The sequence below is a fragment of the Wolbachia endosymbiont of Cylisticus convexus genome (assembly GCF_003344345.1).
Genome location: NZ_QPIP01000002.1, coordinates 39,779 through 59,371, shown reverse-complemented (window position 1 = coordinate 59,371; position 19,593 = coordinate 39,779). Strand labels below are relative to the sequence as shown.

Below are 19,593 nucleotides of genomic sequence, written 5' to 3'. Positions count from 1 at the left end.
GGCTTTGTTGCATCGCTCTTTGGATAGTAGATAATGTATAATAAATTCATGAAGCTATCTCAAATTTAGCGACGCCAATTTCAATAAATTTATTGAGTAAGTAGCATTTTATTAGCAATTCTTTTTCACGATTTACTTCGGATTTATTTCTAAAGCTAAACCCAAATGTTTGTTTTAGTCGCGAAAAAAAAACCTCAATATATGACCTCTTTCCATAATTTACTTTTTCTTTCCACTTCTTCATACCATCTTCATTATGTAATTTGATTAACCTAATAGCAGTGTTCCTATCAGACATGTAGTCTATTTTTAAATGCTCTGCTGCACAGGTTTTTGGTAGAATTTTTGCTTTTATATTATATTCTTTGCATAATTTATAAAGCTTATGCCTATCGTACGCCCTATCGGCATATAGTACTTTTACGACATGCTGAAAATCAACTTTTTTTAGCAGATCACAAGTGATCAGAGTAGACACCGTTACTGTATTTTACAGCTATGGCGTTTTTGCTATTTATATTCAACATTACATGCAATTTTCTTGTCTGTTCATAGCTGCGATACTTTCTATCTTTACTATTTTCCTTACTGTGACCAGGGGTATTATTATAAATACTGATACTTGTACTGTCTATGGCAATTTCAATATCTTCCATATTGTTTTTGTCAACTCTGCAATCATTGATCTTAATATTGAGTTTTTTAAACCTTCTTGAAGCCTGCGAATAGCTAATGACTGCTAAGCCTTTTCCTACTTGCTGCAAATATCCTTTTATAAACCCTACCGTTTGTCTTAAGCCAATTCTAAAGAGACTAGCGACTATATGCACTAAAATCACAACTTTATCACTGTAAATATTGTTGCCACCGAACACTTTTGGACCATGTTCGTACCAATTTTCTATTAATAAAATGAAAAATATTTCCTCTTTCTTGGAGAAATTTGTTATATTCATTGCAGTTACTGACTTTCATTTGCTGTGGCATATTTTTTCTTCAATGGTTAAATGGCTATTCTATAATGAATTTTGTCAGTAACTGCCAGTTCTTTTCTCTTGAGTGATGCAACAAAGCCATCCCAGTGTCACGCACTGGGATGACAATAAGGGACTACTTGAAACTGATTTTCCTTTGAATGCCAGTTATGCAAAAATCTATTATATAATATCATCGGAATCATGAACACCCTTTTGATAGTCTAGCACAGTTGGTTGTTCAGATTCAGTTGATGGTTCATCAGACCCAAGCAACCATGAAAAAAAGCCACCAAAAAATGATCCTATTAATGAAAAAGGCTTCATAAGTATACTAAACAAACTACCAAAAAAAGAGCTAGGCTGTTCTTCTGTTTGTGCAGGTTCTGTGGGAGCAACAACAACAACAACATCATCATCATCATCTTCTTCTTCATCTTCTTCTTCTTCTTCTTCTTGAACCCCTTCACTATTCGTCGATGATTCATCCACAGTTTTTTCTATGGCTTTTAATAATAGAGCTTTTATTTCTTCTGTTTTAGCTAAATCTAAAGGAGTCTTTTCATCTTCATCTTTTGCATTAACATTTGCTCCTTTTCCTAATAGAATTTGTACTATCTTCACATGGCCCATTTCAGCGGCATAATGTAAAGGGGTCTTTTCACTTTCATCCATTGCATTAACATCTGTTCCCTTATCTAGTCTATCTTCTAGCTGCTGAGAAAGATTGTACTTAGCAAATAAGTGTAAGGGAGTTGCTTTATATAATTCTAGTTTAACTTCATCAATACCATTGCGTCCGTTAAAGTATATTACAGAACTAAGTCTTGTTTTATTATTTATATCAGTACCAATCGTTATGAAATCTGAATCATTTTTAACAAAATCTTTTCCTAGTGATTGATAATGATCAATAATTTTCTTTTTTATTGATTGATGAGATCTTTTAATATTTTCTATAATTTTATTTGCTTCTTCTTGTGAAAAGCTGAAAGCGAAAGGTTCATAATCTTTGTAGTCACTAGAAATTTTTGCTTCTAGAAGGGTATGAACTTCATTGCTTACTGATGCAGAAAGTGTTTTTTGTGAAAAGCTGAAAGCTGGAGGATATACACTGTAGTTAAAACCTTTATATTTAAACTCAAGTGGACCAGTTCCAATAAATTTTAGATCGTAATCCCTTTCTTTTAGTTGTGATAAAAAATTATTCCATTTACTTTCATCAAACTCGTTGTAACGAGGCCATGAGTAAATCAATACTTTATCTTTATCTCGATCGTGATCATTTCTAAATCGTGCATGAATACTGTTTGGCCGTCCGAATGCATAATTATATTCTTTTCCAAAGTCCTTGGTATTAAGAACGTCAACTGACATACCAGGGACATCATTGCTGATATGTTTTAAGAAGATTTCCCCAACTTTATGAGTCTTTCTAGCTAATCGAGCTTTCTCACCCTGATTTAGTATGGAGCTGTTATAATATTTATAATCAAAAGAATTGCCACTCATCCTACGCTTCTCTATAAAATTGTATTATTATAGTAAAGTAGTTAATAATTTATGAGCTCTGGGTTATACAAATAATGGTTATTCTTCGTGTTTCTCAGTATATTTGAGTAAACTATATATAAGAATTGCAACTATAGAACATACAACCGTTAGCAGTAAATTCGGTAAAATACTATAGTGAAAAAATTTCCCTACTATATATATTCCAATAGCTCCAAACATCATATTGCAGAATGAGAGGACTGCACTACCAAGACCTATACCTTTGATTGTTTCTAAAGCAGAAGTTACGTTATTGCTGATTACAAGTGCAAGCCCGATATTGCTTGGAATCCAAATAATTTGAAGAATAAGTATGCTCAATTTGTTTATGAGATAAAAATATATCAACAAACCATCGGATATTATCGGTAATACCAAACCTATGATTAGCATCTTGCTCACTCCTATTTTTGGTACATACCTTCTATTGATTAAAGTGCCAATTATGTAAAATATAACTATAATTGATATGAGATAGCCAAAATATTGTACTTCAACGCCTATTGATTCAAATATGAACGGGTAATTAGCAATGTATGCCCAAAGCCACATAAAAGTCAATCCATGAATGGCTGAAAACCCAAGGAAACGATAATTCCTGAATATTGACATATACTGCTTGAAGATATTGATGGCTATGTTGGTTTGATTTTTACTTACAGTGAGCGTTTCTTGAAGCTTAAGGTAAATAAAAATGAGCATAAGAATTGCAGCAAGTGATATAATAAAAACAAAAATTTCCAACTATAACCATGTGAAATTATATAACTGCCTACCACTGGTGCTATTCCAGGTGAAAGTGCTACTACCATATTTAACTTTGAGATTACTCTTGAGTATTCACTACCTGAGTACATATCCCTGATTGCTGCATATCCGACAACGCCTGCAACACCAGCTCCTGCTCCTTGTATAAAACGGATTAATATTAAAAGTATAATATTATCAGCTACGCAACACATGATACTTGCCAAAGTAAAAATTGCCATACCAATCAGCATCATTAGGCGCCTACCGTAGTAGTCTGACAGTGGGCCATAAATTAATCCAGATATTGCAACTCCTACTAAATTTAAACTGATTGTAAGCTGTACTATATTACCTTCCACCTTAAAATAATTGGCAATACTTGGCAATGCAACTGAGTATAAGTCTGTTGCCATATCAACAACTGCTACAGATAATATCATAATAAGAGAGATAATATTTTGTGAAAAAGCTGTCGACACTAATGATTTACTGGATTAAATATGTTTAATTGTAGTATATTTTTCTCATTAGTATATTAATTTAACTGCTAATCTCTGTATAAAATATGGATAAATCACAATTAGTTAAAGAGGTTTTCGATTCTGTAGCAAATCGCTACGACATCATGAATGATATAATGAGCCTTGGAATGCACAGGCTATGGAAGGAGAAGATGGTAAATAGTGTGCATTTTAAAAAGAACTCCAAGGTTTTGGACATTGCTGGAGGAACCGGAGATATAGCTATAAGAATAGCAAAAGGGGAACCAAGTGCTCAAGTTACAGTATGTGATATAAATCAAAACATGCTAAATAGAGGATGTGACAAAGCTATAAATTCAAATCAGCTCAATTTCAATTGGGTATGTGCAAATGCAGAGAGTTTACCATTTGAAGATTCTGAATTTGATTATTATACAGTAGCTTTTGGTATTCGAAACTTTTCTGACCGCAAGAAGGCTTTAAGTGAAGCATATAGGGTATTGAAGCCAGATGGGAAATTTATTTGCTTGGAGTTTGCCCCTATGCATTATCAAAATGAGATATTCACCAAATTTTATGACTTATACTCATTTAAAGTAATTCCTAAAATTGGCAGCATAGTTGCTAAAGACAAGAATTCTTATGAATATCTAGTAAGAAGCATCAGAGAATTTCCAACTCAGACTAATTTTAAAATGGAAATTGAAGAGGTAGGCTTTAGGAATGTTGAGTTTTGTAATATGAGCTATGGAATAGTGGCATTACACATTGGAACAAAATGAATATTAAACTCTGGTCTGGCCAGTAGTTTTTTTATTACACAATTCATAATAAACATAGGGGTAACATTGAGCATTTTTCCAACCACCGGCATAACTCTTCAGCTATGGTGGTTCTTCTTTTCTATCTTCGAGCATTGCACTTGGCATAATGTTGTCCTACAGTAGAAATCAAGCTAAAGTTTCTTGAACGTGTTGCTCTAAGGAAGTACACTGTAGACTAATGCTGTACCTTTTTCCTGAAACTAAAATCTATATACTTAACTATAATAGCAAGAGCGATACTCAAAAACCCTCAGATTTTAATACTGGATGAAGCAACTTCCGCCCTTGATTATGAAAGTGAGAACCTCGTGCAAAAAGCATTGAGCAAATTAATGCAAAACAGAACAACGATCGTAATTACACACAAACCGCACTTAAAACTGACAAGATTATAGTAATTAATCATGGAAAAGTAGAAGAAGTAGGAACTCATGACTCTCTAATGAGTAAAGACGGGCTGTATGCAAAATTGATGAAGATAGGGTAGAAATTTAAATCATAATGTTGTTAATATGCTGGATTTGGCAATCAAGTTATTAAATTTTTATGCAGTGTCTGGGCACTGGCATCCTACAGATAGTGTTCGTACAATTGGCATCAAGTGCTGGAATGACAACAAAGGTGAGTTTTTGTTTTTTACTTAAATGGTAAGAGATTTATTGAAATACTCCTGCAAAATCATACTATTAATTAGTACACTATAAATTTAAAATTATAAATATGTTAAACAAATTAGTAACTTTGCTATTAATTTTTATATTCCCTTTTTACTCGTACTCGTACCAGTTTAGAACCAAAGCAAAGCAAGCAGTCGTTTTAGATTTAGCTTCAGACTCGTTCATTTTTGACCATAATTCCAGCGAAAAAATGGCTCCATCTTCAATGAGCAAGCTAATGACTTTATATGTGGCTTTCGATTATTTAAAGGCTGGAATAATAAACATGGAAGATAAATTTCGAGTAAGTAGAAAAGCATGGGAAAGGAAAGGCTCTTCTATGTTTTTGAAAGAAGGTCAATCTGTGACAGTAAAAGAACTACTTGAAGGAATTACAATCGCTTCAGGTAATGATGCATGCATAGTGCTAGCCGAGGGTATTGCAGGATCAGAAGAGAATTTTGTTGCTGAAATGAATGAAGTTGCACAAGATTTGAATCTTAATGATAGTCATTTTGTCAACTCAAGCGGGTGGCCAGATGAAGATCATTTTATGAGCGCAAAAGACTTGGTAACACTGGCAAAAAGGATTTTTACTGATTTTCCTGAATATTATGATCTATTTTCTGAACAATACTTGACATATAACAACATTGTACAAAAAAATAAAAATCTTTTACTTTTCCATGATATTGGAGTTGATGGTCTAAAGACAGGTCATACGAGTGCTGGTGGTTATGGAATTATAGCGTCTGCAAAACGGAACGATAGGAGAATTTTTGCTGTTGTAAATGGTTTAAACACTGAAAAAGAGCGAATAGAAGAAGCTAAAAGACTAATACAATATTCCTTAAATCATTTTCACAGCAAGAAAATATTTGCTAAGGATAGTGTAGTTGAAGAAATAAATATTATTTATGGAAAAGATAAAAAGGTGCCCGTTACAGTTGCAAACGATGTTACCATAACTTATAACCGCAAATTACATGACAAAATTAAAGTGCGTATTGAATATAAAGATATGGTACCTGCACCAATTAAAAAAGGTCAAGAAGTGGGCAAAATCTTCGTAGAAATACCGGGTACTGAGCAACAAACTATACCTGTTTATGCAGCAAATGATGTACAAGAGTTGAATTATATAAAAAAAATTTTTAGAAAGTTGTTTTAATCAGCAAATGTAAGTTAAGGAGACCAGAAAGAATATCTAAGTGACAGCTAGGTACCCGTTCAGATGCATGGCAAATATTGAAACCCGTGCTTCTTTTCTTGTTACCTAAGTAGCCTCTATTCAAGTAGCCCTTTTGTTGTCATCCCAGTGCTTTGACACACAACTGTACGAACATTGTGATTTGGGCCCATCAGGGGGGTGTCATTCCAGTGCTTGACACTGGAATCTAGAAAATTTGATTGCAAATAAGCACGCTATACAACACTTTTGATGAAATTGAACAACGAAACTGGATCCACAGCTGTACGAACATTGTGATTTGAGAATAATCTCCGCCAGGAAGAGTGTCATCCCAGTGCTTTGGCACTGAGATCCAGAAAACTTAATTTTAAATAAGTACACCAGATAGCTGTATAATAAGAACTGGATTCCAGTGAGCTTTGTTGCATAGCTCTTCGGATAGTGGGTAATGTATAATAAATTCATGAAGCTATCTCAAATTTAGCCATGCCAGTTTCAGTAAATCTGTTAATCAAATAACACTTGAGTAGCAGCTCCCTCTCACGATTAATTTCAGATTTATTCCTAAAACTAAAACCAAATGCTTGCTTTAGTCGAGAAAAAAATCCCTCAATATATGATCTCTTTCCATAACTTACCTCTTCTTTCCATTTCTTCACACCATCTTCACCATATAACTTTATGAGTTTGATTGCAGAATTTCTCTCAGCCATATAGTCCAACTTTGGATGCTCTACTGCATTATTTTGCAGAGGAATTTTCATTTTTATGCCAAGCTTATTGCATAATTTGTGTAACTTCTTTCGGTTATATGCCCTATCTGCATACAGTGTGCTTATGTTATATTGAGCTTCAACTCTTTCAATAAGATCACAGGCTCCGTAATGATCAGAATAAACTCCTCTACTATATTTTGTAGCTATGACTTTTTGCTACCTATCTCCAGCATTACATGCAGTTTTCTTGTTTGCTCGTGGCCGTGATATTTTCTATCTCTACCATTTGCCTTCTGGAATATTATTGTAGATGCTGATACTTGTACTATCTATGGCAATTTCAATATCTTCTGTATCATTTTTGTTAACTCTACAGTCATTGATCTTAATATTGAGTTTTCTAAACCTCCTTGAAGCTTGTGAATAGCTAATAACTTTTAGCCTTTTTTCTATTTGTTTTAAGTATCCTTTTACGAACCCAATTGTTTGCCTCAGACCTATTCTGAAAAGGTGAGTTACTACATGCACCAAGATTACAACTTTATCACTGTAAATATTGTTTCCACCAGCTACTTTTGGGCTATTTTCGTACCAGTTTTCTATGGCATCATTGATATAACGAAAAATGCTTCCTCTTTCTTGGAGAAATTTGTTATATTCATAGCAGTTACTGACTTTCATTTTGACTGGCATATTTTCCTTTGTCGGTTAAATATCTGTTTTATAATGAATTCCGCCAGTAACTGCTAGCTCTTTTCACTTGAGTGATGCAACAAAGCCATTCCAGTGTCACGCACTGGAATGACATCATTTATTATGCAACATCGTGTCACATTGCAACGTTCGTACAGTTGTGTGCTTTGACACTGGGATCCAAGAAAATTCACAAGCAAGCTATTCGGTAAGCTTATGCTAAATTTGATGAGCTTAAATGGAAAAATGGATCTCAGTGTCAAGTTCTGGTTAATGTTCGTACAGTTGTGTGCTTGACGCTGGGATATTTGTTCCTATTTTCTCGTCTATCTTATTTTGCCACTCTGCTGAACAGATACAGTTAAGGAGACCAGAAAGAATATTTAAATGAAGCTAGTCTACTTTCAACCCCTCAGCATGTAAACTGCGTGGTAAAGACTCCAGCTCTTTTGCAGCGGCTAGTTCTTTATTTTTTGCATGTATACCAAGCTTATTGAATTCCCGAGCAGCAGGAAGCACTCTCGCTTCAAGCGAACCAGCAGTTTTATTGTAATGATCTACAGCGCTTTTTAAGCTCCTGCGTAAATTGTCAAAGTTTTCACCCATCGTGCAGATTCGCTCATATAAAATATGGCCCAGTTCACTTATTTTTTTCGCATTTTCGGCTATCATTTCTTGCTTCCATCCATAGGCTACTGCCCTAAGCAGCGCGATTAAAGTGATCGGTGTTGCAATAATCACTTTTTTTCTATTCCAATTTCTATCAAAGCTGGCTCACATTCCAGTGCTGCACTGAAAACCCCTTCTCCTGTTAAGAAAAGCACCACAAGCTCTGGCGTATTTTCAAATTGGTTCCAATATTCCTTTCTGCCTAGATCATTTATATGTTTTTTTATTGCCAGAGAATGATTCTTCAATTTTTCCCTTTGTATCTGCAAATCATTTTGTGACATAGCATCCATATAAGAATCAAGTGGTACTTTAGCATCTATTATTATTTGCTTTCCAGATGGCATTTTTATTATTAAATCAGGACGTAACAAATTGTCCTCATTTTTATCAATTACTGAGGCTTGAGTAAAAAAATCGCAATATTCAATCATTCCCGCCATTTCTACTACTCTTTTGAGTTGCATTTCACCCCACTTGCCCCTAATGTGAGGTTTCCTTAGGGCGTTGGCAAGGCTAGAAGTTTGGCTCATTAATGCTCCAATTTGCTCCCTTAAACCTTCGTAGGCCCCTACCCTCTCTTTCTCTAGATCACGTATTTCACTATCGAATTTTTCTAATTTTTCTTTTATTGGCATTACAACTTCGTTGATCGTTGCTTGCCTTTTTTTGAAATCACTTTCTGTTTCTTTTAGTTTACTATCAATTACTTCCTTCGCTAAATTTAGAAAATTATTATTATTTACCTGCAAAGCATCAAGAGAAAGTGCTTTAAAAGTGTTTGTGAGTCTCTCCTCTGCTTTTGTCAGTAATTCTATTTCCTTTTTCTTTTCCTCACGTTCTTTTTGCAGAGTTACTTCAAGCTCTGCATTCCTCACTTTCAAATTAACTATCTCTTCATTCTTATTCAGTAAAGTTTGCTTTGCCTCTTGAAGCTCACGCTCCGCCCTACATAAATTACTCTCAAGATTTGCTAATTTTTCACTTAGCTTTCTATTCTTTCTTGAGATGATATAGAGAAATAGTAATAAGGAAAGAACAAGAACTATAGAATTGAGAAGCATCAGAATAAAAAAACTGCGTTTACAATTCTATATGATTTTTGTTTATATAAGAAAGAAAAAAAGAGCACATCTTTAGGTGCTCTTTTGTGAAATTAACTAACAAGAACGATCATTATTAGCAACTTGTTCTGGTGTTATTAGTTGGGTAAATAACGAATTTGGTACCACCTTGCAAAACAATTTTTCTCTTTCCAAGCTTGCTTTTGATAAAAAGTCAGATAACTCTGGGAAAAACTTCAACTTTGCTCCCTCTGGAATAATAACACCGTTAATAACAATATACTCTCCTTCAGCTTGCTCTTTCAAAACGTTGGAGTATTCTTTCTCTTCCTTATTGTCACATAACTTACTTATATTCTTATGTGCAAATGTTCTTGAGTCATCGTTTAGCTTCTCTGTCCTTGAAATGAGATCAGATAGTATTTGTTTAACCTTAGGATGACTTCTTAAATCATAAGATTTCTTTAAATTTAATAATCCTACTTCCCATTGAGAAGTAATGTCATTTTGTTTTTCTTGAACTTGCCTCTCCATTAGTTTATCAGATAATGAGTTCTCAGCGATAAAATTATCTTTTTGATTACCAGTATGTTTTGTTTTACTTTTAGCAGGTGCTTCTGATTGTGGCATACCTAAAAAGACAAAATCCTCTTCTTGACCAGTAGACTGATGGTTTTTCCAGTCTAATTTTCCTAAAATCCATGAAATTCCTGTGTGATCAGCAATCCACTTAAAAAAGTTTTTTATGCTTTTCCACATATTTTACTCCTTAAATTAATAATATATTAACTTAATTATCTAATAAAAAATATAATATGTCAACTATTTTTTACTTTAAAGGGAAAAAGGAGAAAAAAGATGTCATTCCAGTACTGGAATCCAGCTTTTTCATAATTATTAAAACGTTGTATTTTAACATAAAACAGCTGTTTTTATGCTCGCCAACTTAATAAAATTCCTGGATCCCAGTGTCAAGCACTGGGATGACACCCTCCTGATGGGCCAAAATCACAATGTTCGTACAGTTATGGAATGAATCGCGGTATGACGTGTTGCTTTGGTCAGCTCTAAAGATGATGCTATAGAAGTTTTTAGTATTTGCTCGCAATTTTTAACAATTTGATAGCGCTGGTGTTTACAACTTCCCCACCGACACGCTTAGTGACAAAAAATCTAACATAAGGTTTGTTTGTATAAGGGTCTCTCAATATTCTCATTCCTCTGTTATCTACAATCTTATAAGCTTGTTTGAAATCTGCTACTGCAATCACTGTAGGTGGCATATCAGCAGATTGATATACTGGTATTCCCATTAAAGTATCTGGAGTTTCAAGAGATAAACTCGGCTGCCAAAGATATTGACCTGTTTCAGATTTTAGTAGCCTAACGTCCTTTAACGTATTCCTGTTCATCAAGAATGATGCATTTTTAGAGTAATGTTCATTCAGAGAATAGTACAATATCATTATGGCATCACTATCTAGCTCATCAGCTTTAATTTGCTCTATTTTATCTTCATAAGCTAAAATTCCTTTAGGCTGAAAAGTGCCATCACCTTTTATGAAGGCTTCATTCTCCTTCTTACTGAAAGTTTCGGCAACCTTTTCCACAAGCCAACTTTCAACATTGACAAATGCATCATCGAGCAATTTTTGTGATATTTGCGGTTGAGCATAGAGCTCATAAGTTGTAATGGAAATTTTTTGAATTTTAGGTGTACTCGTGTCTTTTGCAAAGTCATACTTAGATTTATAGCCACCATCTTCATCTTCTACTGTTTCACCACTCCAACCTGCACCAGCACGTTCACAATCTTCTATAATATAATCTAATGTTTCAGTAGAGATTCTTTGATTGGAACATATTTGCCGCATTGGAGATGAATCAGCTATACGCTTGTTTATCCGTTTTACAATATGAGGAGTAACTAAATACCCTCCAATATCATTATCATCTCCACTGAGGGTTTTGTGCGATAAATCGCCCTTGCGGACATAATCAGAAAAATGTTTGTCGTTTGTTGTGCTCGCCTCTGGACGTTGAGCTGCAGTTTCAATAAAATCTAAGCGCTCTTTGCAATTATCAATATTACTATTTATCTTACATAGCTGCTCGATTGTTGCAGGCCCTTTGCTTTCAATTTCTTTTAGTTTTCGATCATTTATTAGTTTAAATTGCTCCCATGATGAAGCGAGTTCATTGACACGGTGAGCGATATCAGTAAGTGACATAATAGCCTCCTTTAAAAATAAAATTAGAATAGTTATTGTAATTTGAGGATAATCTTTATCAGTACCTTTTCATTGTCATGTATGTAGCTAACACTGGAATCCAGTTAAGTTAGTAAACATAAAAATAGCTATTTTATGTTAAAATACAACGTTTTGATGATTATGAAAAGACTGGATGCTAGTGTCGAGCACTGGCATGACACTGCGTACCTAATTTAAAGAACTATTAACACTATACAGCGTTTATTTTTTCCTGTCAAGCACTTTTTTTCGCTGTACACCCATTGAGGAGAATGTACAAATAAAGTACTTAGCTGTACAAACTTGCCAAAACAATAAATGGTATCCTTCAAGTATCCTCTTCTTGTCATCCCAGTGCTTGACACCCTTCCCCGGTTGCTCTAAAACTACGATGGCAAGCGTTTGTCGCTTTTACTCTATGCTACCTTATCTACCTTACCGCTCTCCTGCTTCAATCAGTAAGAGATTTCAATATTAATTCTGCACTATTTGCAGATGGATCTGCCAATTACAATAAACTCGGTTTCTGAGTTTATTGCTTCTTCTAAGGCACCACAAATGATTTCAATCTGTCATATATACCTAAAAAGTAATTATATTAATACAATATTTACACCTATATGCTAATATAGATATTGCTTTTAAAATTAGGAGTAGATTATGAATAAAGAAAAAATAGAAAGTCCCGATCTTATATGCACACGTCAATGTAGATCACCATCCAAAAAAGCATGCGAAAACAAATGCCAAGATTACTGCGTTAAGTATGAATTAGAAAAAGCAGAACGCGATTTAGATAATCTAAAAGATCCAGATAATTTAAGTAAGAAAGATCGGCAAGACCTTGACAAGTATCTAAAGTGTTTAGAAGATAATGATGATGATTTTGACTACTGTTTTACTCTTTTTAAGGGTCAATCTAGTTCAGATTTATCTATTTTAAAAAGCTTCTCGTTAAGTAACACTTTAATGAGAGCGTAAAGTTATTGCCTATCGCAGATGAAATGCAAGATCAAGAGTTCATGTATTTTTAATCTGTAAAAGACAGCATTTGATCTTAATAGTTATTTACCTGAACTGCTTCAATCAATAAGGGATTTCAATATTAATTCTGCACTACTTGCGGTTTTTGTAATTGGCCTGCCAATTACGATATAATCAGCTCCTGAATTTATCGCTTCTTTTGGTGTTGCTGTCCTTTTTTGATCATCATGACCTGAATCTATACGGATTCCTGGAGTAATAATTTTAAAGTCTTTACCACATTCTTGGCGCACTTCTTGAGCTTCTAATGCAGAGCAGACTATTCCATGCAGACCAATTTTCTTTGCAAGCTTTGCTAACAAAATTACCTGTGATTTTGTTTCTCTTGCCACTCCAAGCTCGCTTAGATCTTCATTACCCATGCTAGTTAGTACTGTTACTCCAATTAGCTTTATTTTTTTCCCTTGCACTACACTTAGCGCTTCTTTAAGCATTTTTGTCCCACCACTGATATGCAATGTTAGCATTTCAACATCTAGAATCTTTATTGCTTCAATCGTTCTGGCTACAGTGTTTGGAATATCATGCAATTTCAGATCTAAAAAAATTGGTACATTGCATTTTGCAACTTCTCCCACTCCAGAAAGACCATGTGCAGCAAAAAATTCTAACCCAAGCTTTACCATGCCAACCTTATCACGCAGAGCATTAGCTAAAGATATAGCTTTATTCAAATCTCGTGTATCTAGTGCGCATATTATTGGGTTCATTATCTTGTATAATTTTTTTTATAATAAAGCTAGTTATTATGTTTTGCAAATACCTTCACTCTGATTAAACTGACTAAGTTCATAAGATCCTGTCAATAGTGAATTTGGCAATTTGGTCGGAGTGCTAGCAGGTGATGATTCATATCCAAGATCTTTCTGTAAAGAATCAGACGTTGCCTCCGACTGTGATTCACATCCATAATATTTACCTGGCGTAAATTGCATAATTCTCTTTTCGCTATAATCTTTAATTGCTTCATTTTCTCTTATCGATTCTTCTACCTTCATACATTGAAGTTGTTCTATTTGATCATCTCGCTTTAAGAGTAAATTTTCTAAATCCCTCACCTTATTATCGTGCTTTTTTGTTATTTTCTTTGACTCAAGGAACTGATCTTCAATAAAACCATTTGCTTGATTTAGCTCTTCAGATTTCTTTTCTAACTCTTCAGATAAATATCTATTTTCTTTTTCAAGCTTTTTAATTTTGTCTTGTTTTTCACTTAATTCGTTATTTAATGTATCCTTCTCTCTATGTAATTCTTCTATTTCCCCGCTTAATATTTTTCTATTTTCAGATATTTCTCTTATTTTCTCGAGTAACTCCTCTTTTTCTTTAGATAATTTTTCTACTTTCTTATACAGTTCTGCATTTTCCGATTCTGTATGTTTATTATTGTCTATTTTCCTTTTCAATTCCGTTATGCATTCTTCTTTTTCGGCTAGATTAGCTTCTTTTTCCTGTAACTGCTCATGTAAATGCAAGATCTCAGAAGAGAATTTTTTTCCCTGCTCACCAAGCTTATCTTTTTCTTTCGTTATTTCATCTAATTTTTCTGCCATCCCATATATACGGCACTTTTTACTTTCTAACTCTTGCTTTAAAGAGTCCCTCTCACATTCTAACCCATTTACCTTATTTACTTCCCCGTCTAGATTTTGCTTTTCTCTAGTTAATTGATCATTTAATTTTTCTATTTTTTTTTGCAGCCAGAGTTATTTTCTCTTCTAACTCTCGCTCTTTCTGAGTGAATTTATCCTCTATTCTCCTATTGTTACTCATTATTTTATACAAGAGCATAAGAGCCAAAGCAGACAATGCAGCTAAAGCGAGAATTAAAGAACTAGGTACATTAATAAGCACTAAAGATGTAAGTAATGTAAGAGTAGCTAGAGAACTAGCTATAAAATAAAATGTATTACCTTTATTAAATAAATTGCTCATAACCTATATATAAAACTGCTGCAGTTTTATATATATTGATTAAAATTGTCTTACCCGTAGACCATACGAGTCAAGTTAAGGAAAAAGATATGAGGAGATAGAATAATAAGTTCTCACAGATATGTTTTTAGTGAGAGAAGTAACGATGAATAAAATAACTTGCCTATCAAATAACCTCAAAGAGTTTTTTAATGAAATGGCAATTCTTCTCTCCTTAACTTCACTCTCTACCGCATCACTTAACTGCTTGAGTTTTTGTGTTGCTTTAGCTAACTCTTCAGTTTTCTGATCTAAATTTTTTTATATGATAGCTTTTAATTCCTCTACCTCTCTCACTTTCTGCTGCAATTGTTCTGATATAATTTCTTTATCTTCAGTCAATCTTGTATTTTCTTTTTCCAATTTATTAATCTCTTCGTTTAAGCTGTCATCTATAGCTTGTGTACTTTTGTCTTGCATTTTAGTAGCACTTATCTGAGTTTCTTTGCTATCACACTCAATTTCTTGAGTTGTTTGAATGTTAATATTTCTATTACCATTTTCTATCACGGTTTCAGATGATTTATGATTGCCTTCCTCCTTATTTTTAAATTTTATTTGATACAAGAATAAGTTACCTATTTTTACATCTTTGTTCGCTTTCAACTGATCGTCAGTAACACTATTACGCTCAATAAGTTCTATACCACTAGCATCAATGTTAATTATAATAGTACACTTTTTTCCATCCTTATCATACCAGTTCAGAGTCATTTCGTATGAACCATCAGTTACAATGTAATACTTTATCCCTTCTTCAGAAACAAAGCCGTGTATTCCACTTTTTCCATTGCTATGCAGCGTTGAAAACCCTAAAATTCCATTATCTTTACAGAAATTACTATTTAAAAACTCACTGATTTTGAATTCATGTTTATTAGCCCTCAATTCAATTTCTGCACAACTTCTATATATTGAGACTGTTTCAACACCATTTTCAATATATCCATTCAACACTTTTTTAGCCTCATCTTGAAGCTCTGGTCTAGCTATACTATTGTAATCTTGGATAATGGCTTTATATACTTCATCTTCATTAAAATTGGTATTATGTTTTATTAAAAACATAATACGTTAAAATTAGCTACAGCAGTGTGAATTGATTTATTTTTTTCTCTTATCTTATTGAGCAAAAACAAAAATTTTTGAACGAAGTTATGATAATCGTCTTCTTGTCCTTTAGCTTTACTATAATATGAACCACCCATCACCATTCCCTCACAGCTAAATAATTATCATGCTAACACGAATGCTAAGTTATGCAATCAATACACTTACAGTAAATTTTCCATTCTCAGTTATAAGCTCTGCCTCTGTACTCTCAACCCATTCTATCACTTCAGCATTGCAAATTGCCTGCAAATCATCCTGTGCAGATTGATTTAACTTATCCTCTTTTGCATTTGCTTTTATCATCAATTTTTTTATCAAGTGCTTAACTGACACATTATTATCCGCTTTTATTTTTCTCACTAAGTTTAACATCTGCACGAAATTATCTCCCATTTCTTCAGAATGCTTATCATAGATCAGCTCTTGCTTGCTAGGCCAATTACTTTTATTGTGCACGGAGTTATAACTATACAACCGATGATATATTTCTTCTGTAATGTATGGCAAAAAGGGTGCAAATAACCGCAAAATAATGTTCAACACATATGTTAAACTCTGTTTAGCGCTTGAATTTGCTTCACTGCTACCGTATGCACGTTTTTTTACTAGCTCTAAGTAATTATCACAAAAATCTTTCCAAAAAAATTCTTCTACCGCACTCAAAGCTTCGCAATATTCAAATTGCAATAGGTTATTTGTTGCTCTTTCTATAACTTTGTACAACTTAGACAATACCCACTTGTCCATCGCCTCACTGATGGAATTTATGCTCATAGTTTGATGTTTTTCCATGAACATGGAAACAAATTTGCTAGCATTCCAAAGTTTCGTAACGAGCCGTTTGCCAATTTTGAAGATATTTTCAGAGTAGACTGTGTCAACACCAAGTCTTGAATTTGCTGCCCAATAGCGAACCACATCAGCTCCATAAGCATCAAGCATTACATGAGGAGTAATGATGTTACCTTTTGATTTACTCATCTTTTTTTTATCATCAGCCAAACACCAACCGCTAATCATGATATTCTTCCACGGCAGTGAATCTGCATGATAATGCGCCTTCAAAATTGTGTAAAAAGCCCAGGTTCTTATTATCTCATGGCTTTGGCTGCGCAGATCTGCAGGAAATACCTTGTCATACCGATGGCTTGGTAAACCGAGCTCACTGTTTACTGCCAGTGCACTTAGCTGAGGAGTTATCGCACTTGTTGCCCAAGTATCCATTACATCTTGATCTGGAACAACCTCTTCTTTGCTATAGCCTTTCGGCAAATCTTTAAGTGGATCTATAGGCAAATCCTTTACTTCAGCTAGAATAATTTTGCCTTCCTCTCCTTTACGCTTTGAATACCATACCGGAAATGGCACACCAAAATAGCGCTGCCTTGAAATGCACCAATCCCAATTTAGTCCTTCTATCCACACCTCCATACGTTTACGCATAGACTCTGGATGCCAATTACATTCTCTTACTTTATCTAATACTTGAGCCTTTTGCCCTAAGATCTTGATAAACCATTGATAAGTAGGTAATATTTCAAGTGATGCACCAGATCTTTCCGCACATTTGACAGAATGAGAAATGTTGGTGCTTTCTATTAAAAGTCCTTTTCCACTGAGGATTTCAATTATTTTCTTTCTTGCTTTTCTGACCTTTAGCCCATGGATCCCAGTGTTAAGCACTGGGATCCATTTTTGATCACACACTGCATGCAGGTTCATCTTTCCATCCTGATCAATGATAATTTTCATCGGCAGATTATGCTTTTGCTGCCAATATATGTCGAGCTCATCACCGAATGTACAGCACATAACAAGCCCAGTGCCTTTATCTATTTTGACCTTATCATCAGCTATTATTGGAACTTTTGCCTCTGTTATTGCTACTGTAGCTGTTTTTCCAATCAGCTGAGTGTAGCGTGCATCTTCTGGATGACAAAAAACTGCAACGCATGCTGGAAGCAACTCAGGTCGCGTAGTTGCAATCTTGATCTGCTCATTTTTTTCAGTGGAAAAAACTATTATATTTAAAGATGATTCAAAAATTTTGTCTTCTATCTCTGCCTGCGCAATTGCAGTTTTATCAACTGGATCCCAAAGAATAGGTTGCATTTTCCTGTATGCATACCCTTTGTTATACAGGTCAATGAACGACATTTGAGAAAGCGTCACAGCTTCTTTACTGATTGTGTGATACTCCAAACTCCAATCATAACTAATGCCAACTGATTTAAATAACTCCTTGAATTCTTGCTTTGACTTCTCAATAACTTCATGGCACATCTCTATAAATTTCTTCCTGCCAACTTCTTTTGCGCGGGTTTTATATGTCCGCTCAACTAACCTTTCAGTGGGAAGCCCATTATCATCAAATCCAATTGGATAAAACACATCTTTCCCCAGCATGCGTTGAAACCTCGCAATAAAGTCCGTATGGCAATAGCTAAATATATGGCCGATATGCAACTTTCCCGATATTGTTGGTGGAGGTGTATCTATAGTGAAAGTGTTATCCTTTTCACCATTCCATTTATAAACTTTACTTCCTTCCCATAATATGTTGTATTTGTCTTCAATTTCTCTAAAGCTGTATTTTTCTTCTAACATAAATATTTTTCAATTTTAAGCTTTAAGTTAGCACAATTGAGCAAATACAGCAATTTTAATGTCTACCGTTTTAATTTAGCCTCGTTACAATACAAATTTTTCTTGATCTTATAATTTTTAATGTATTACATAATAAATTTTTAATATTGAGGTTTATCATGTCTGGTTTTGAATTTTCTGACTTAAAAAATCTTGTTAATGCTCTATACGATCCATACTTTCTGCCCTCCAATGAAAAAATAAAACTAGCAGAATTGCTTGAAGACGTGCTGGAATTAAAAGGTAAAAAAAGTCCAGAAGAGGCAATAGCTACATTAAAAGATAAAATAAGAAATGGACTAAAAAATGAAATAAAAAGTGAAATGAAACAAAAGATAAATAAATTTGAGCAGCTAGAGAAGGAAAATACAGAATTAAAAACTAAAAAGGATCAGGCTGAACGGTTAAACAGAGCCTTAGAACATGCAAATAATACAGCACAGAATGAAAATACAGAATTAAAAAACAAATTAAATATTCAAATCCAGCAATTCAAGAAAGAATCAAAAAGTAAAAATAAAACGATTGAACAACTAACATACACTGCTACTATTGGTGCTAGTCTCGCTGTTGGGTTGATAGTGTACATTGCACTTGAGCATATAACTGGGCTAAGTATGGTAGCTATAATTAGTATAGCAGCAGCGTCTGCACTCGTAGCTGGTTACGTTACACATACAACACTAAGACCTAATACTCAAGTAAATGAATCAAAGGAAGTACAGATAAATTGTAAAAGACAAAACTTAATCTCTACGAGTCACATACATTTAACAGAATGCTGATATTAGTTTTCAATTCTTCTGTCAGTTAATTCTTCGTATCTATTCAGGGGAGTAGCAAGGTGGTCTAATCATAGAATAGCTATGAGGTAATATGGTAAAACTTTTAGAACTTTGCAAAACTTAAAAATAGAGGTAGATAAATTTAAAAGCTGAAAAAGAAGCTCTGAGAATGCTCAAAGAAAGGAAAGGCTTGGTTTAAACTCGA

The 19,593-nt window shown here is 34.0% G+C and carries 14 protein-coding genes and 4 pseudogenes; 5 read left to right on the top strand and 13 right to left on the bottom strand.

What is annotated here, in order from left to right; all coding sequences use genetic code 11:
- Positions 1 to 46 precede the first annotated feature (46 nt).
- The 4 genes and pseudogenes from Wcon_RS13250 to Wcon_RS13240 all read right to left on the bottom strand — a co-directional run bounded on the left by Wcon_RS13250 (position 47) and on the right by Wcon_RS13240 (position 3,691).
- Positions 47 to 987: pseudogene (locus Wcon_RS13250) on the bottom strand (IS5 family transposase).
- A gap of 170 nt (positions 988 to 1,157) precedes the next feature.
- Entirely contained in the window at positions 1,158 to 2,486 is a 1,329-nt protein-coding gene (locus Wcon_RS00570; protein WP_114516819.1) for an ankyrin repeat domain-containing protein, read from the bottom strand.
- Positions 2,487 to 2,564: 78 nt separating this feature from the next.
- Positions 2,565 to 3,140: an MFS transporter gene (locus Wcon_RS13245; protein WP_458694573.1), complete on the bottom strand. Its 576-nt coding sequence runs from the start codon at positions 3,138 to 3,140 to the stop codon at positions 2,565 to 2,567.
- 44 nt (positions 3,141 to 3,184) lie between these two features.
- On the bottom strand, positions 3,185 to 3,691 hold the full coding sequence (locus tag Wcon_RS13240; RefSeq protein WP_458694572.1) for an MFS transporter: 507 nt from the start codon (positions 3,689 to 3,691) through the stop codon (positions 3,185 to 3,187).
- 152 nt (positions 3,692 to 3,843) lie between these two features.
- Here Wcon_RS13240 and ubiE point away from each other — a divergent pair, with 152 nt between their 5' ends.
- The 3 genes and pseudogenes from ubiE (at position 3,844) to Wcon_RS00545 (ending at position 6,411) form a co-directional block, all read left to right on the top strand.
- Positions 3,844 to 4,542: a bifunctional demethylmenaquinone methyltransferase/2-methoxy-6-polyprenyl-1,4-benzoquinol methylase UbiE gene (gene ubiE, locus Wcon_RS00560; protein ID WP_114516818.1), complete on the top strand. Its 699-nt coding sequence runs from the start codon at positions 3,844 to 3,846 to the stop codon at positions 4,540 to 4,542.
- 263 nt (positions 4,543 to 4,805) lie between these two features.
- Positions 4,806 to 5,071: pseudogene (locus tag Wcon_RS11660) on the top strand (multidrug ABC transporter ATP-binding protein); the annotation flags it as partial.
- A gap of 233 nt (positions 5,072 to 5,304) precedes the next feature.
- Complete coding sequence (locus Wcon_RS00545) at positions 5,305 to 6,411, top strand: D-alanyl-D-alanine carboxypeptidase family protein (RefSeq protein WP_114516817.1); 1,107 nt, start codon at positions 5,305 to 5,307, stop codon at positions 6,409 to 6,411.
- 482 nt (positions 6,412 to 6,893) lie between these two features.
- Here Wcon_RS00545 and Wcon_RS13235 read toward each other — a convergent pair.
- From Wcon_RS13235 to Wcon_RS00520, 4 genes and pseudogenes are all read right to left on the bottom strand, one after another.
- Positions 6,894 to 7,841: pseudogene (locus Wcon_RS13235) on the bottom strand (IS5 family transposase).
- Between the two features lie 393 nt (positions 7,842 to 8,234).
- Positions 8,235 to 9,574, bottom strand: a pseudogene (locus Wcon_RS00530) (DNA recombination protein RmuC).
- A 96-nt stretch (positions 9,575 to 9,670) separates the two neighbouring features.
- Positions 9,671 to 10,333 carry a hypothetical protein gene (locus Wcon_RS00525; RefSeq protein WP_114516814.1) on the bottom strand — a complete coding sequence of 221 codons (663 nt, stop codon included), beginning with the start codon at positions 10,331 to 10,333 and terminating at the stop codon, positions 9,671 to 9,673.
- 332 nt (positions 10,334 to 10,665) lie between these two features.
- Complete coding sequence (locus Wcon_RS00520; RefSeq protein WP_114516813.1) at positions 10,666 to 11,805, bottom strand: phage major capsid protein; 1,140 nt, start codon at positions 11,803 to 11,805, stop codon at positions 10,666 to 10,668.
- Positions 11,806 to 12,486: 681 nt separating this feature from the next.
- On the opposite strand from Wcon_RS00520, the gene Wcon_RS00515 reads away from it, so the two are divergent.
- Entirely contained in the window at positions 12,487 to 12,807 is a 321-nt protein-coding gene (locus tag Wcon_RS00515; RefSeq protein WP_114516812.1) for a hypothetical protein, read from the top strand.
- Between the two features lie 101 nt (positions 12,808 to 12,908).
- Here the strand turns inward: Wcon_RS00515 and pyrF are convergent, their stop codons facing one another.
- The 5 genes from pyrF to Wcon_RS00495 form a co-directional block, all read right to left on the bottom strand.
- Entirely contained in the window at positions 12,909 to 13,580 is a 672-nt protein-coding gene (gene pyrF, locus Wcon_RS00510; RefSeq protein WP_114516811.1) for an orotidine-5'-phosphate decarboxylase, read from the bottom strand.
- A gap of 36 nt (positions 13,581 to 13,616) precedes the next feature.
- The gene (locus Wcon_RS00505) at positions 13,617 to 14,423 is read right to left on the bottom strand and encodes a coiled-coil domain-containing protein (RefSeq protein ID WP_237349950.1); all 807 of its coding nucleotides are present in this window, start codon (positions 14,421 to 14,423) and stop codon (positions 13,617 to 13,619) included.
- A gap of 118 nt (positions 14,424 to 14,541) precedes the next feature.
- Positions 14,542 to 14,805, bottom strand: coding sequence for a hypothetical protein (locus Wcon_RS11655; protein ID WP_237349949.1), 264 nt, complete (start codon positions 14,803 to 14,805; stop codon positions 14,542 to 14,544).
- A 300-nt stretch (positions 14,806 to 15,105) separates the two neighbouring features.
- Positions 15,106 to 15,912, bottom strand: coding sequence for a hypothetical protein (locus Wcon_RS00500; protein WP_237349948.1), 807 nt, complete (start codon positions 15,910 to 15,912; stop codon positions 15,106 to 15,108).
- Between the two features lie 189 nt (positions 15,913 to 16,101).
- The gene (locus Wcon_RS00495; RefSeq protein ID WP_114516810.1) at positions 16,102 to 18,564 is read right to left on the bottom strand and encodes a valine--tRNA ligase; all 2,463 of its coding nucleotides are present in this window, start codon (positions 18,562 to 18,564) and stop codon (positions 16,102 to 16,104) included.
- A 158-nt stretch (positions 18,565 to 18,722) separates the two neighbouring features.
- Here Wcon_RS00495 and Wcon_RS00490 point away from each other — a divergent pair, with 158 nt between their 5' ends.
- On the top strand, positions 18,723 to 19,388 hold the full coding sequence (locus Wcon_RS00490; RefSeq protein WP_114516809.1) for a hypothetical protein: 666 nt from the start codon (positions 18,723 to 18,725) through the stop codon (positions 19,386 to 19,388).
- Positions 19,389 to 19,593 lie beyond the last annotated feature (205 nt).